This window comes from Fontibacillus forbon (genome assembly GCF_046559655.1).
Lineage (GTDB): Bacteria > Bacillota > Bacilli > Paenibacillales > Paenibacillaceae > Fontibacillus.
This window is the reverse complement of the sequence record NZ_JBKGFV010000004.1, coordinates 288,830-303,467: the sequence shown is the minus strand read 5'-3', so window position 1 is coordinate 303,467 and position 14,638 is coordinate 288,830. Positions and strand designations below refer to the sequence as shown.

Genomic DNA, 14,638 nt, shown 5'->3' with positions numbered 1-14,638 from the left:
ACTTAAACTCAGGAGGCATTTATTTATGACAAACATTACGCTGCAAGTAGAAGGCATGTCATGCAATCATTGCGTCAATTCGGTCGAAGGGGCTTTGAAGGAACTTGGCGCTACGGCGAAAGTAGATCTTTCGGCAAAAAGCGTGGCTGTCTCTTATGACGAAAGCAAGCTGACCGTAGAAGCTATTAAAGAAGCCATCGAAGAACAAGGGTACGACGTAGTTTAACAGACGGCTCTCATTTATAGCTTTAATCACGATGAAGGCTACATTATTTTGTTGTTACCGAAGCTTCGATTCAGCCAGAACGTGAGACAGAAATTTTTTCTGTCGTCCGAAATATACCCCCGGTATGTATGTGTGGAGGAGGAAATACAGATGGAAAATGCATTATCGGCTACAAAAGATGATCAGTCGGCAACATTGCAAATTACGGGAATGACCTGTGCGGCCTGTGCCAACCGGATCGAGAAGGGACTGAACCGGCTTGAAGGGGTGGAGCTGGCGAACGTTAACTTTGCTTTGGAAACGGCTCAGGTAAAATTTTCGCCCGGCGATGTTTCCCTGGATGACATCATGAAAAAAGTGAGTCAGTTAGGATACAGTGCGGCGGTCAAAAAATCGGAGCAGGAGACCGAGGATGCCCGGGCCAGGGAAATTTCCCGGCAAAAAGTCAAGCTGATCTTGTCGGCGATTTTGTCTTTTCCTCTCCTGTGGGCTATGGCCGGACACTTTTCCTTTACTTCGTTCATCTGGACTCCCGAGATTTTTATGAATCCCTGGTTTCAGCTCGTACTGGCGACGCCGGTCCAATTCATTATCGGCCGCGGTTTTTATGTCGGCGCCTATAAAGCGCTGCGCAGCCGCAGTGCCAATATGGACGTATTGGTTGCGCTAGGGACGTCGGCGGCTTATTTTTACAGCCTCTATCTGAGTCTGGACGCCCTGTCGATGCCGCACGGGCATACCCCCCAGCTGTATTATGAAACGAGTTCCATTCTGATCACGCTGATTCTGCTTGGCAAATGGTTCGAGGCTTTGGCCAAAGGCCGTTCGTCGCAGGCGATAAAAACGCTGATGGGTTTGCAGGCCAAAACGGCGCTCGTGCTTAAAGACGGGGTGGAGACGACCGTGCCGATTGAGGCGGTGGTACCCGGCGATATTTTGATCGTTAAGCCGGGCGAGAAAATCCCGGTCGACGGAGAAGTCGTGTTTGGCATATCGGCCGTGGACGAGTCGATGTTAACCGGGGAAAGCATCCCCGTGGAGAAAAAAGAAGGCGATACGGTCATCGGCGCCACGGTTAATAAAAACGGCGCACTCCGCGTCCGGGCGACCAAGGTCGGCCATGAAACCGCCCTGGCCCAGATCATCCGCGTCGTCGAGGAGGCTCAGGGCTCGAAGGCACCCATCCAGCGGGTGGCCGATGTCATCTCCGGTATCTTTGTCCCTATCGTAGTAGGCATCGCCGTAGTAACCTTCCTGGTCTGGTTCTTCCTGGTGCAGCCGGGGAACTTCCCGGAAGCGCTGGAGAAGGCGATCGCCGTCCTCGTCATTGCTTGTCCTTGTGCGCTGGGTCTGGCGACGCCGACCTCGATTATGGCCGGATCCGGCCGGGCGGCCGAGTACGGCATCCTGTTCAAGGGCGGCGAGCACCTGGAGAGCGCTCAGGCGTTGGATACGATCGTGCTCGACAAAACCGGCACGATCACCCGCGGACAGCCTGAGCTGAACGAAGTCGTTCCGGCCGCGGGCTGGAACGAGCAAGAGCTGCTGCGCCTGGCAGGCAGCGCCGAGCGCAGCTCGGAGCATCCGCTGGCGGAAGCGGTCGTAGCCGGGGCCAGGGAACGGGGCCTCGATCTGCCGGAGGCTTCCGCGTTCGAAGCGGTGCCCGGGCACGGCATCGCCGCCGTGGTGGAAGGCCGCCGCGTGCTGGCCGGAACGCGCCGTTTGATGGCGCGGGAGGGCGTTGACGCCGGCGCCGCCTTCGCCGCAATGACGGCGATGGAGGAAGCAGGGAAGACCGTGCTATTGATCGCCGTCGAAGGAATTTACGCCGGGATGCTTGCCGTCAGCGACACGGTGAAGGACACCTCCAAAGCGGCGGTTGCCCGGCTGAAGGAACTTGGCTTGCGCGTGGTTATGATTACCGGCGACAACGAAAGAACGGCCAAGGCGATTGCCGGGGAAGTCGGCATCGATGAAGTATTGGCCGAAGTACTGCCGGAAGGCAAAGCCGCAGAAGTGAAGAAGCTGCAGGAGTCGGGACGCAAGGTGGCCATGGTCGGCGACGGCATCAATGATGCCCCGGCGCTGGCGATCGCGGACGTCGGGATTGCGATCGGCACGGGCACGGACGTGGCCATGGAAGCCGCCGACGTCACGCTGATGCGCGGCGACCTCCACGGGGTGCCGGACGCCATCCTGATGAGCAAGCGCACGATGCGCAATATCAAGCAGAATCTCTTCTGGGCACTGGCGTACAACACCATCGGCATCCCTGTAGCCGCCGTGGGCTTCCTTGCCCCTTGGCTCGCGGGAGCGGCCATGGCGCTCAGCTCGGTGTCCGTAGTGCTTAACGCACTCCGATTGCAAAGGGTCAAATTGTAAACTAAATAAAACGGAAGCCTTCCATGAACCATGATTCTTCGGTTCGCGGAAGGCTTCTTTTAGGTTTACTATTTGATTTTTTCCCGGATATAGCCTTGTTCGTGGAGTGCGGCGATGAAATGCTTCATCAGCTTGATATTGCGGTCCAACATGTGAGCATCCGGCGTTTTGCTGGTGTCGTCCAAGCTTAGGATTGCCATCTGTTTTTTTGGTTGGAGCTTGATATAGGCGGAAGGCTGGGCCTCCAGCTCCTCGTGCAGCCCATCTTGCTTCAATATGGAACGGAGCAAGCTGGGATGCGAGGCTTTGGCGTGAAACTGCTTATTCATGGCCGTATTGGGCAGCGTAACGTGGCGAAGCTGCGGATGAAACGGCAGAAATAGCGGACGACTTAATTTGCATAGATGGAATTCCAGTTTACGCCGGGGAGAATAGCTGTACTTCATACCGACGACCAGTTGGTTTGAAGAGCCGGAACCGGAATCCGTCACTGTTACAATAATCGTGCCCAATCCATGGCCTAACGGTATCTTTACATGCTGCCCCGTATATTTCCAGTCTTTGAACGACCCGGGGACATAGGTTCCGCGTGCGGTATGCGCGTACTCCTGCAGCAGAGCCGTCGATTTCGATACCCACCATGGTTTGCGGATCTTCTTAGTGTTCTGCATCCCTCTTATCCTCCTTGCGGGCCGTTCCCCGTGGCGCAGGAAGACGCCCTTCTTTCCGTAAAGCTTCCCGGAGCAGGTATTCGATATGACCATTCACACTTCGGAATTCGTCAGCCGCCCAGCGCTCCAAAGCTTCATAAAGAATCGGGTCCAGGCGCAGCGGAAAGCTCTTTTTGCCGGCCATTGCGAAAGGCTCCTCTTAATACAACGTGCTCGTATTGATGACCGGCTGGGCGGAACGGTCGGATACGACGGCAACGAGCAGGTTGTTGATCATGGCGGCTTTCCGTTCGTCGTCCAGTTCGACTACATTGTCGCTTTGCAGGCGGGAGATGGCCATTTGAACCATCGTGACCGCGCCGTCGACGATTTTTTCCCGGGCGGCGATGATCGCTTCGGCCTGCTGGCGCTGCAGCATCGCGCTGGCGATTTCGGTCGAGTAGGCCAAATGGGTCAGCCGTGATTCGATCACTTTCACTCCGGCAATGGTCAGGCGTTTCTGCAATTCATCGGTCAGTTCCAAAGCGATCTCTTCCGTATTGGCACGAAGGGAGAATCCGGTAGTGTCCGGCTGATCGTACGGATATTTGCTGGCCACATGGCGCAGGGCCGTTTCGCTTTGAATTTCGACGAAGGTTTCGTACTCATCGACTTCGAACAGGGCTTTGGCCGAATCGACCACCGAGAATACGACGACGGCGGCGATTTCAATCGGATTTCCGCTCACATCGTTTACTTTCAGCTTCGCGCTGTTAAAGTTGCGAACCCGCAGCGAGACTCTTCTCCGGGTGGAAAACGGTATCGCCAGGTAAAAGCCGCTCTTGCGGATGACGCCGATATAACGTCCGAAGAAAGTCACGACATTGGCCTGATTCGGCTGCACGATCGTTAAGCCGGTAAGCAGTACGAAGGCTACACAGCAAGCAATAATGCCGGCAACCATAGGAACGATGTCTCCCAGCGTAATCAGATAAACGCCTGCACCCGTAATTCCCAGTATGAACAGCAGGGCGATAAAGCCGTTCAAATACGAAAGTTCTTTCTCTTTCAACATGTCCGAACACTCCTTTGGGTTGAATATTAATTTGATATGTTTATGATATCACTTATTGAATATATTGTAAATTGCTAACTTAAAAAAATGTCCCCGCAGTCATTGGCATGACTTGGGGACAACCGGTTTTCGTTTCGGTATGGAAAGTCTATGCGTGTTCCGTTCCTTCCCGCGTTTAGCTAATCCAGGTCGTTCCGGCATCGCTTACGCTCCAGGATCCGTCTTCCAGCTTCAGTGTAATTTTGGTCCCGATGGCTCCGTTGCCGGCCCGATACTTGGAGCCTTCGATCACGGCGGCCGCTTCGCTGACATCCACTTTTTTCACCTGCAGCAGGATGCCTTCCAGCACCAATTTGTCTTTGAAGCCTTCTTCTTGCTTCAGCTCATCAAAGGCCGCATCCCGGACTTCAACCCCGTAGGAATCGAAGGAGGCCATAATGTAAGCTTTATCTTGTTCCGTAAGTTGCGTCAATTCGCTGAAATCGATGGAAATGTACTTCATATCGGAATTCAAACCTTCATCCATCTCGAACATGGCATGAAAAGCAAGGCTGTACAGTTGCCCGGCCGTCCCCATCATTTCTTTGTCCGAGGGGTGATCGGCCTCGCTTGACCCGGTTTCAGAGGTTGGCTCGCTTCCGGGGGCAGGCCCCGTAACCTCCGGCTGCATTTGGGTTTCGTCCAAACTTCCGGACAAGTCGTTCAAATCGCCTTTGTCGATGATCTCCCGGCCGTTTGTTTCCGGGTTGTTGCCGGATTCGGCATACGTGGCGGATTCGCCGTTTTTATGGTTACCGCAAGCGCTTAGCAGAAGGGATAAAGCGAACAGAGCGACCGCGATTTGCTTGACCCTCATGAGATAACCCCCTTTCGAACATATAGACGTTCCGGAAATAACAATAGTTTCCAATGTACTCCAAACCGGGACGAAACAAGCCGAAAATAAGACTTTATTCCCGGATCCATCGAATCCGGACCGGTAGCAGGGCAACAACGTCTACAGCGAAGCGACAATGTCCGCCAGGCGGGCGATGCCGGATTCCAGTTCATCCAATGAGGCAAAGGCATAAGAAAGTCTTATCCGGTTGCATGCTTCCGGGTCGTATAGATGGCCCGGATTGATCAGAATTCCTTTTTTCAGCGCGGCATCGAACAATTTTCTTGGTGCAGCGGCTCGATGAAGCTTCAGCCAGATATAGAATCCTCCTTTGGGAACGCTCCAATCGGCCAATCCTCCGCCGAAATACTTTTGCAGGAACCCCAAAGTGGCTTGCCTCCGTATGCGCAGCTTTGCCCGCAGGTTTTCCGCATGGGCATCATACATGCCGCTGGACAGCCACTCCGCCGCAATCCGCTGCGAAAAGGCGCTGGAACCGTAATCGCTTTGCATTTTAATGTCGGCCAGCCGCTCAATAACGTGCTGCGGTCCGGTGATCCACCCGATGCGAAGACCCGGGCTGAGCGTTTTGGACAGGCTGCCCATATACAGCACTCCGCCGCTGGAGTCCAGCGCTTTCAGCGGAGGGGGAGGCGGCTCGTCCAGCCACAAATCGCGGTAAACATCATCTTCAAGGATAGGTAATCCGGATGTTTGGCACACCTCAAGCAGCCGCTTCCGGCGCTGCTGGCTCATGACGATCCCGGTCGGATTGTGAAAGGTAGGGATGGTGTAAAGGAGCGCGCCGCCGTACTGTTTGGCGTAAGGAGCGACGAGCTCGGGGCGCAGTCCTTCCTCGTCCATCGGCACCCCCTGCAGCTTCATTCCGGCCGATTGGAACACCGGTACCGAATATAGATAGGATGGCCGCTCCAAGAGCACCGTCGATCCCCGTTGCAGCAACCCCACTGAGATCAGTTGCAGCGCCTGCAACGCACCGGATACGACCAGGATGGATGCCGGGGAGGCCTTGATGCCCAGGTTATTCAGCCGGGCGGCAAGTACTTCGCGCAGCATGGGATCGCCATTCGGCTCTCCGTAGCCCAAATCGGGGACATGGTCGGCCAGGCGGCGAAGGAGCAGGCTCATTTCCGCCTGGGGAAGCAGTTCCGGAGATAATTCGCCAGTCCCCAGACGCAGGATGCCCGGGCGGAATTCCGCCCGGTTGATTTCCTGGACGGCCGGCAAATTTGGCCGGTGTATCCCGGCGCTGACATAGGCGTTCCAGTCCGGCGGCGGAGTGGAGGCCAGTATGCCCCAGGTATGATTCACGACCCTGGTGCCGCCGCCACGCCCGCCCTCGATCATACCGGCCGCAGTGAGTTCTCCAAGTGCGGCGACAATGGTGCTGCGGTTTACGCCAAAGCTCTCCGCCATGACGCGCTGGGAAGGCAGCCGCGTGCCGACCGGCCATTCGCCGCCGGCGATTTTGTCCCGGAGATATTCGGTGATTTGTATATGCAATGGGATTGGAGAAAGGCGGTCGGGCCGCCAAAAGGATTTTTCCATAGTAAAGTTCTCCCTGGGGTAATTTGAGACAGGTCATGATCTTATTAATAATTATATAGTTTGGTTGGTTTTGTATCCATCCAAATGGATGGAGCCAAGTTTGCACCTTGACGTTAAAATGGAGTTCTGAACAGCTAATCATGCTTTTTCAGCTAAGAAAGAGAGGGAGAAACAGGTTATGTGGGGTGCCTTTATTCATGGGATAGTGCTTGCATTCGGACTGATCTTGCCGCTGGGCGTACAAAATGTTTTTATTTTCAATCAAGGGGCTGCGGGCCGAAAATGGACCCGCACATGGCCGGCCGTCATCACGGCGGCTTTATGCGATACGGTTCTGATTCTGCTTGCGGTGCTGGGCGTTTCCGTCATTGTATTTACCTTGGAGTGGCTAAAATTAATTTTATTCATTGCCGGAGCGTGCTTTATGATCTACATGGGCTGGTCGATCTGGAAAAGTACGCCGGCAGGAAGCTCGGCAGAACCGGCGGGGCTTACGGCTCGAAAACAGGCGATGTTCGCCATGTCGGTATCTTTGTTGAATCCGCATGCGATCATGGACACCATCGGAGTAATTGGAGCCAGTTCGTTGAACTACGAAGGGAATGCCAAGATAGGGTTTACGCTGGCCACCATCCTGATTTCATGGATATGGTTTGCCGGGCTTTCGCTGGCTGGCCGGATGGTCGGCGGTGTGAGCCGGAGCGGGGTTTTGTTGAAGCGGATGAATCAAGTTTCGGCGGTTGTCGTCTGGATCATGGCGGTATATTTGCTGCTGAGCGGGGTAGTTTGGAGTTCATAGGTAAGTTACCGGTAGCTTGCATGACTTCGGACGTTTTTTGCTAGCTGTCCCCATCGCCTGCATTGCGTTGTTCAAGTTGAAGACCTTGCGCGCCGGTGATGAAAGTTTGATAATGAAACTAGTGGTTATATTAAAGGGACTAGAACAACTTACGGATATCCGGGAAGACTTTTCGAAAACCTATCTTGCGCGCAGGCAATACAATTTATATTAAGACGTTTGGGAGTGAATAGGGAATGAATGACATCATCGCACAGCTTAAAAATCACCGCTCGATTCGGAAATATAGCGCTAAGCCTGTTACCCGGGAGCAGATCGAAGAGATCGTCGGGGCGGCCCAGATGGCATCCAGCTCAAGCAATGTCCAGGCGTTCAGCGTGATCGCGGTTACCGATCAGGCACGGAAGGACAAGCTGGAGGAGCTCTGCGGACATCAGAGCTACATTGGGGAATGCCCGGTTTTCCTCGTCTGGTGCGGGGACCTGTCCCGATTGAAGTCCGCCGCGGATCGGCATCTGCCGGAGCGGGAGACCTATGAGGACACGACGGAGAATTTCATCGTGGCTACGGTCGATGCAGCGCTGGCGGCCCAGAATGCGGCGGTCGCCGCAGAATCGCTCGGGCTCGGTATCGTCTATATCGGCGGGATTCGCAACCGGAGCGAGGAAGTCGCCGAACTGCTTGGCCTCCCGGAGTTGGCATATCCCGTGTTCGGAATGTGCGTCGGCTATCCCGATCAGAAGCCGGGACTGCGCCCGCGATTGCCTCAGGAAGCGGTGTTGCATTGGAACGAGTATGACCGCGAGCGTTCGGAAAACGGCGTGCAGCAATACGATGAGGTTATGGTGAAGTATCTGCGGGAGCGGACCGGCGGAGCCAAGGATACCCCATGGTCCATGTTGATGGCGGAGAAGCTTGCCCAGCCCGCCCGGCTTCATATGCGGGAGTTTTTGCTACAGCGCGGGTTCGAATTGAAGTAATTGCACGGAGGGGGAGAAACGGCAGGGGCCATGGACTTTATTTCGAACCCTCCATATAATGGAATAGGACTCATACTATGATTAAGTTTAAGAGGTAGGCCTTATGAAAAATTTTGAAACGGAGGAATCCGTACCTTTTTACAAGAAGCTGAAGGAAATGATCGTGGAGGACATCGAGAGCGGCAAGCTCAAGCAGGGAGACAAGCTTCCGTCCGAACGCGATCTCGCGGAACGACACAAAATCAGCCGGATGACGGCAAGGCACGCCCTTTCGCTGCTGGAGAGGGAAGGCTTCGTCGAACGGACGGTCGGGGCCGGCACGTTTGTGTCCAACAAGAAAATCCGGATGGATTTTACGTTCAACAGCTTTTCCAAAGCGATGCTGGATATCGGGATGAAGCCGACGACGCAGACGCTGGACATGAAGATGGTGCCGGCAACCTCTTCGGTGGCAAAGGCGTTGAATCTGGCCGAGGATGAAATGCTTTTCTCGTTGAAAAGATTGCGGCTGGCCGACGGGATTCCGGTCGCCATCGAACTTTCGCAAATTCCGTACCGTTATTGCCAGGGTATCGAGAAGTATATGAACGAAAATGTATCCCTGTATCAAATTTTGGAGGACGTTTACTCGATCCAGCTGCACAAAGCGACCCAGTATACCCGGATTGCGATCAGCGACGAGATGGAGAGCCGGCTTTTAAAGATCCAAAACGAAAGCGCCTGCATTCTGCTGGAAACAGTCGCCTATGATACGGAAGGGCGGAGCATCGAATTTTCGCAATCGGTCACACGCGGAGACATCGTCAGCTTTTATACCGAATTGACGCTCTAAATTAACTTTTTCCGATATTGGTATATACCAATATCGGAAAAAGCATTGACTTCCCCTAGATCATGAAGTTATACTAAGTCCATAAATGGTATATACCAATAAATATGGTATATACCATTAAAGCGATTTCAGTGCAGCTTAAGAAGGAGGAAACAGGCATGTTTAACTTTAACGAAGACAATTTCCGGAAAGTAACGAAAGGTGCGGTCGGCCTGCGCGGGCAAATCGAGGAGATCGGAGAGAAGCTCACGGCACGCGGCTACAAAAACTTGTTCTTGATCGGTTCCGGAGGGTCGATCGCGATTATGTATCCTTTTGAATATATGATCAAAACGACGTCAACCCTCCCGGTATATGCGGAAATCGCAGCGGAATTTGTGCTTTACGACCACAAGCAGTTCGGTCCGGATTCCCTGGTGATCCTGTCCTCGCTGTCCGGAACCACGAAGGAAACCGTGGAAGCGGCGAAATTCTGCAAAGATAAAGGGGCTACCACCATCGGCCTCGTCGGCGAGCTCGGCACGCCTTTGGCGGAATTGTCCGATTATACGCTCGTAAATTATTCGGAAAACGATACGGCCTCCGATTCGATTTATTTGCAGCTGTATCTGCTCATTTTCAAATTGCTGGCCGCCCGGGGCGAGTTTCCGGAATATGCGCGGTTTGCGGATGAACTGGAGACCATGCCCGAAGTGCTGCTGGACGTGAAACGGGCAACGGAAGGGCCGGCCGAAGCCTTCGTGAACAAATACAAAGATGAAACCTTCCACATGTTGATCGGATCGGGAAGCGTATGGGGAGAAACGTATTCTTATGCGATGTGCGTTCTGGAGGAAATGCAATGGATCCGCACCAAATCGGTCCATGCCGCGGAATTTTTCCATGGCACGCTTGAACTGGTCGAACGGGATACGAGCATGATCCTGATGACCGGTGAAGACGAAAGCCGTCCGCTGATGGAGCGGGTGGAACGTTTTGCCCGGAAATATACGGACAAGCTGAGCATTTTTGATACGAAGGAATATGAACTTAAGGGAATCAGCGACCAGTTCCGCAAGTATTTGTCCCCGCTGATCATCGCCTCGCTGTTTGAGCGCGTGAGCGTGCAGTTGGAGGCGCAGCGCAATCATCCGTTGTCCACCCGCAGATACTACAGAACCGTGGAATATTAAGATTCAAGAATGCTTAGGGTAGGATCGGGTCCGAGGCAAGGAGCTTCGGACCGGAATGATTTTTGCACAAGGGGAAAGGAGATAAGGAACCATGAAAGTTATCGGATTCGGAGACAATGTCGTCGACCAATATCAGCACACCGGGGTGATGTATCCCGGAGGGAATGCGGTTAATTTTGCGGTTTACGCCCATAAGCTGGGCGTGGATTCGGCCTATCTGGGCGTGTTCGGACGTGATGAAGCAGCGGATTTGATCAAGGCGTCGCTTTTGAAAGAAAGGATCGATATTTCGCAATGCATTGACCGCAATGGTGTAAGCGGTTACTGTCAGGTCAATCTGGTGGACGGGGACCGTGTATTCGTCGATTGGAACGAGGGCGGAATTTCCACGGAGCAGCCCGTCGTGGTGGAGCAGGCACAGGTCGATTATCTGCGGGATTTTCGGCTGATTCATTCCAGTTGCTTTTCGCGGCTGGAGAACGAGCTGCCTAAACTGCGCGGGTTGGATGCGCTTGTATCCTTCGACTTTTCGGATGAACCCCAGTTCCATGATGATGCTTATTTGGCAAAGGTTTGTCCTTATATAGATTTTGCGCTGCTGTCATGCAGCGAACTTACGACTTTGCAGATCGAGCAAATGCTGAAGCGGGTAACCGGCTTTGGCGCGGGAGCGGCCCTGATCACCCGGGGCTCGAAAGGTTCGATCTTCTATGACGGCGTCCGGTTTTACGAAGGAAAAGTCGATTATGTCGTTCCCGTCGACACGATGGGGGCCGGGGATGCTTTCGTAACGGCGTTTCTGGTCCACTTGCTGGAGTCGGGCTGGAGAAAGGGGCATTTCCCTGGAGAAGGGGAAGTCATCGAGGGATTGCGGAAGGCGGCGGCGTTTTCGGCGCAAATCTGCCTGGTGGAAGGCTCGTTCGGTTACGGCAAAGCTTATGTCTGAAAGATTCTAATCCTTTGAAGGGCAAAGGGGAGCATATCCATGGAAAAAGCCAAAAGGTTCTGGGCGATACAGCAGAATAAAGTCGTTTATTTGGCCATTCTCATCGTATTTATAGTTATCGGTTTTGCCGCGCCGAAGGGTGCGGAAAGCTACGGGGCCTGGACGCTGGTTCCGCCGGTAGTGATGTTCTTGTTCGTGCTTACCACGAGAAAAATTCTCGAAGGCTTCCTGTGGGGCAGCTTTCTGGCTGTCTTTATGAAATATAAGGCGCAAACGCTGACCGTGTACAATGACAAGCTCATCGAGCAGCTTAGCGATCCCGACAATCTGTCGCTGATCGTGATATTTATGCTGTTCGGCTGCCTGATCGCCGTGTTCGAGAAGAGCGGCGTGGCGGCGGCGTTCGGGGAATGGGCCTCGAAAAAAGCGAAGGGCGGCAAAATGGGGCTGTTCATCACCTATCTGATGACCCTGCTGCTGTCGATTGATGATTATTTAAGCGCCCTGACGGTCGGAACCTGCATGACGCCGGTCAACGACAAGTTCAAAACCCCGCGCGAAATGAACGCGATGGTGCTGAGAACGACCGCGGTTCCGCCTTGTACGTTGCATCCGATCGGCTCTTGGTCGATATTTATCGCCAGCCTGCTTGTGGCGAACCATTTTGCGGCACCCGGTAAAGGCATGGCAGAGTATATGAAAATGGTGCCGTTCCTGTTCTATCCGATTATCATTATTCTAGTGACCTTGCTCGCAATAGTAGGGGTTATTCCGAAAATCGGACCGATGAAAAAGGCTTATGCGCGGGTTGCCGCCGGGGGTTCGGTATCTCCGGAGGAAAACCCTGAAGACGAGACGCAGGAAGCTGCGGCTGCCGTTGCCGCTGTTGCTGCAGAGGACGCAGCGCAGAAACCGGCGAAAAAGCCGGCCAGGATCATCAATTTTTTCATTCCGATTATCGTACTTCTGGCTTCCACGATTTACTTCGACATGAACATTCAAATGGGTCTGATCGTCACCGTCATTGTTACGGCGATCGTGTTTATCGCACAGGGTATTTTCAATGCGGAGGAGTATATCGAAACCTTGCTGGGCGGCATGAAGGACATGTTGATGCTTACCGTGTTGCTGATCGTTTCTTTTGTCGTAAGCAGCTCCGTCGATGAAATCGGATTTACCAAGTATATCGTCGGAATAACGGGCTCGAAGGTATCGGCTGCACTGTTGCCGTTCCTGATCTTTGCGGCATTCTCGATTACGGAATTCCTGGTGTCGCTGAACTGGGCTTTGTATATTATGGCGATTCCGATCCTGATTCCGCTCTGCGAAGCGACCGGGGCGAATCCTTATCTCACGATCGCCGCTCTGATCTCGGCGGGGATTTGGGGCAGCAATGCGTGCTTCTACTCGGACGCCGGCATCGTGGTTTCCGCTTCCGGGAAAATCGATCTATACAGGCACGGTATGTCCACGATTCCGTATGCTTTGATTGCACTGGTGCTTTCCGCGGGCGCTTATCTGGCGGCCGGGTTCATTTTCTAATAGGAGGCGAAGACGATGACGGATCGGGCAGATTTGGTTTTGGTCTCGGACAGCCTGTTTACCGGCCTGGCGGATAAGCCGGAGCCCGGATATGTGGCGGTTTCGGGGAATGTGATTACGTCGGTGGGTCCGAAGGAGGCAATGGACGCCTGGATCGGGCCCGATACGGTGGTGCGAGATTTCGGCGGTGCGCTGATTACTGCGGGTTTTCACGATAATCACACCTTTTTTACGGGAAGCGTGCTGACTACGCTGGGCTTGGATCTGTCGGGCTGCGGATCTTGGGAAGCAGCTCTTGAATCGGTAAAAACCTATGCGGCCGGGCTTCCGGAAGGAAGCGATATTTACGGACACGGCTGGCAAGGCGAAGCATGGGGGGAGGAGCCTCCGCAGGCGCCGCTGGATGAGATCTTTCCGGGACGAGCCGTCGCGCTATTCAACGCAGAGCGCAGCTACTGCTGGATGAATGCCAAAGCGATGGAGAAGTACCGGTATACTCCGGATGCCTGCCATCCCGAAGCGGTCGCCGAACTGCTGCGGGAGCTGGCGAGTGACAAAGAGCAGATGGCGCGGAAATTCACCGATTTCGGAGCCATGCTGGCGAAACGCGGCGTCACCTCGATCAAAGATATCGCCTTTGACGATTATTTGGGGATGCTGGACATCCTGGAATCGCTGGAAAAAGAAGGCCGGCTCGGCGTTCGGGTCAATTTCTCCTCGCAGCCGAATTCGCGGCCGATCGATTTTGCATTCGGGGAACGATGCACGGCCGACTATCAGGGCGACTTTCTCCGCTTCCAAGGATACAAGCTGATGACGGACGGCATTATCGCCGATTTCACCGGCGATCTGCTGGAGCCGTACGCGAATGATGCCACGACGACGAACCGGAAGCCGGCCGATTACGGGAAGGTGCGGCAGGCCGCATTGGAAGCCGACCGGAGAGGCTTCAAGGTGTGCATCCATGCCGAAGGGGATGCCGCGGTGCGGCAGGCGGTATTCATTCTGGAGGAGTGCCGGAGGCAGTCGGGAATGAAGCTGCGCCATTCCATCGCCAATCTGGAATTGACGCACCCGGATGATTTGCGGCGAATGGGACAGGCCGGCATCGTTGCGGAAGTGTATTCGCAAATTCTGCTGATGAACGATTCGGAGGAATCGGCCTATATGCGCGAATTCGCAGGGGAAGAGCGGGAGGGGAATTTCTATAATTACGGAACGATGCGGCGCGAAGGCGTTGTCGTTACGATGGGAACGGACTTGCCCTTGATGTATCCGAGCGTACCGGACTCCCTCTATGCGGTAACTGCCCGGAAGTTTGCGGACGGTTCGCCGGAAGGCGGCTGGCATAAGGAAAACGGGCTGTCCATAGCCGAAGTATTGAAAGCATGGACGATCTCAGGGGCTTACCATAATGGCCTGGAGGATAAGACGGGCACGCTGGAGCCGGGAAAATATGCGGATATCGCCGTACTCGACCGGGATTTGTTCCAAACTCCGGAGGAGAATTGGCGGGACGCCAAAGTCATATTTACGTTATCAGATGGACGCATTGTCCATGATCAAGGATAAACAAAGCGGAGGCTGC

The 14,638-nt window shown here is 54.1% G+C and carries 14 protein-coding genes; 9 read left to right on the top strand and 5 right to left on the bottom strand.

Annotated features, from left to right (window positions below; genetic code table 11):
- The first annotated feature begins 25 nt into the window (after positions 1-25).
- Together copZ and ACLB09_RS17175 are read left to right on the top strand one after the other, a co-directional pair.
- Positions 26-226: a copper chaperone CopZ gene (copZ, locus tag ACLB09_RS17180; RefSeq protein ID WP_410771082.1), complete on the top strand. Its 201-nt coding sequence runs from the start codon at positions 26-28 to the stop codon at positions 224-226.
- Between the two features lie 150 nt (positions 227-376).
- The gene (locus ACLB09_RS17175) at positions 377-2,608 is read left to right on the top strand and encodes a heavy metal translocating P-type ATPase (RefSeq protein WP_410771081.1); all 2,232 of its coding nucleotides are present in this window, start codon (positions 377-379) and stop codon (positions 2,606-2,608) included.
- Between the two features lie 68 nt (positions 2,609-2,676).
- Here the strand turns inward: ACLB09_RS17175 and ACLB09_RS17170 are convergent, their stop codons facing one another.
- The 5 genes from ACLB09_RS17170 to ACLB09_RS17150 all read right to left on the bottom strand — a co-directional run bounded on the left by ACLB09_RS17170 (position 2,677) and on the right by ACLB09_RS17150 (position 6,779).
- Entirely contained in the window at positions 2,677-3,279 is a 603-nt protein-coding gene (locus tag ACLB09_RS17170; protein WP_410771080.1) for a hypothetical protein, read from the bottom strand.
- Entirely contained in the window at positions 3,266-3,463 is a 198-nt protein-coding gene (locus tag ACLB09_RS17165) for a type II toxin-antitoxin system antitoxin (RefSeq protein WP_410771079.1), read from the bottom strand. The genes ACLB09_RS17170 and ACLB09_RS17165 overlap by 14 nt, the downstream gene beginning before the upstream one ends.
- 15 nt (positions 3,464-3,478) lie before the next feature.
- A complete protein-coding gene (locus ACLB09_RS17160) occupies positions 3,479-4,333 on the bottom strand; it encodes an SPFH domain-containing protein (protein ID WP_410771078.1) in 855 nt (284 codons plus the stop codon).
- 175 nt (positions 4,334-4,508) lie between these two features.
- Entirely contained in the window at positions 4,509-5,189 is a 681-nt protein-coding gene (locus ACLB09_RS17155; RefSeq protein ID WP_410771077.1) for a hypothetical protein, read from the bottom strand.
- Between the two features lie 141 nt (positions 5,190-5,330).
- On the bottom strand, positions 5,331-6,779 hold the full coding sequence (locus ACLB09_RS17150) for an aminotransferase-like domain-containing protein (protein WP_410771076.1): 1,449 nt from the start codon (positions 6,777-6,779) through the stop codon (positions 5,331-5,333).
- A gap of 178 nt (positions 6,780-6,957) precedes the next feature.
- Between ACLB09_RS17150 and ACLB09_RS17145 the strand changes: the two genes are divergently transcribed.
- The 7 genes from ACLB09_RS17145 (at position 6,958) to ACLB09_RS17115 (ending at position 14,622) form a co-directional block, all read left to right on the top strand.
- On the top strand, positions 6,958-7,578 hold the full coding sequence (locus ACLB09_RS17145; RefSeq protein ID WP_410771075.1) for a LysE/ArgO family amino acid transporter: 621 nt from the start codon (positions 6,958-6,960) through the stop codon (positions 7,576-7,578).
- A gap of 236 nt (positions 7,579-7,814) precedes the next feature.
- Entirely contained in the window at positions 7,815-8,558 is a 744-nt protein-coding gene (gene nfsA / locus ACLB09_RS17140) for an oxygen-insensitive NADPH nitroreductase (protein ID WP_410771074.1), read from the top strand.
- Positions 8,559-8,661: 103 nt separating this feature from the next.
- Positions 8,662-9,390: a GntR family transcriptional regulator gene (locus tag ACLB09_RS17135; protein WP_410771073.1), complete on the top strand. Its 729-nt coding sequence runs from the start codon at positions 8,662-8,664 to the stop codon at positions 9,388-9,390.
- Positions 9,391-9,548: 158 nt separating this feature from the next.
- Positions 9,549-10,562 (top strand): SIS domain-containing protein, encoded by a 1,014-nt coding sequence (locus tag ACLB09_RS17130; RefSeq protein WP_410771072.1) that lies wholly within the window; start codon positions 9,549-9,551, stop codon positions 10,560-10,562.
- Between the two features lie 91 nt (positions 10,563-10,653).
- Entirely contained in the window at positions 10,654-11,508 is an 855-nt protein-coding gene (locus ACLB09_RS17125) for a PfkB family carbohydrate kinase (protein WP_410771071.1), read from the top strand.
- 39 nt (positions 11,509-11,547) lie between these two features.
- Positions 11,548-13,050, top strand: a complete 1,503-nt coding sequence (locus ACLB09_RS17120; RefSeq protein WP_410771070.1) for a Na+/H+ antiporter NhaC family protein — start codon at positions 11,548-11,550, stop codon at positions 13,048-13,050.
- A gap of 15 nt (positions 13,051-13,065) precedes the next feature.
- Positions 13,066-14,622 (top strand): amidohydrolase, encoded by a 1,557-nt coding sequence (locus ACLB09_RS17115; RefSeq protein ID WP_410771069.1) that lies wholly within the window; start codon positions 13,066-13,068, stop codon positions 14,620-14,622.
- The last annotated feature ends 16 nt before the right edge of the window (positions 14,623-14,638 follow it).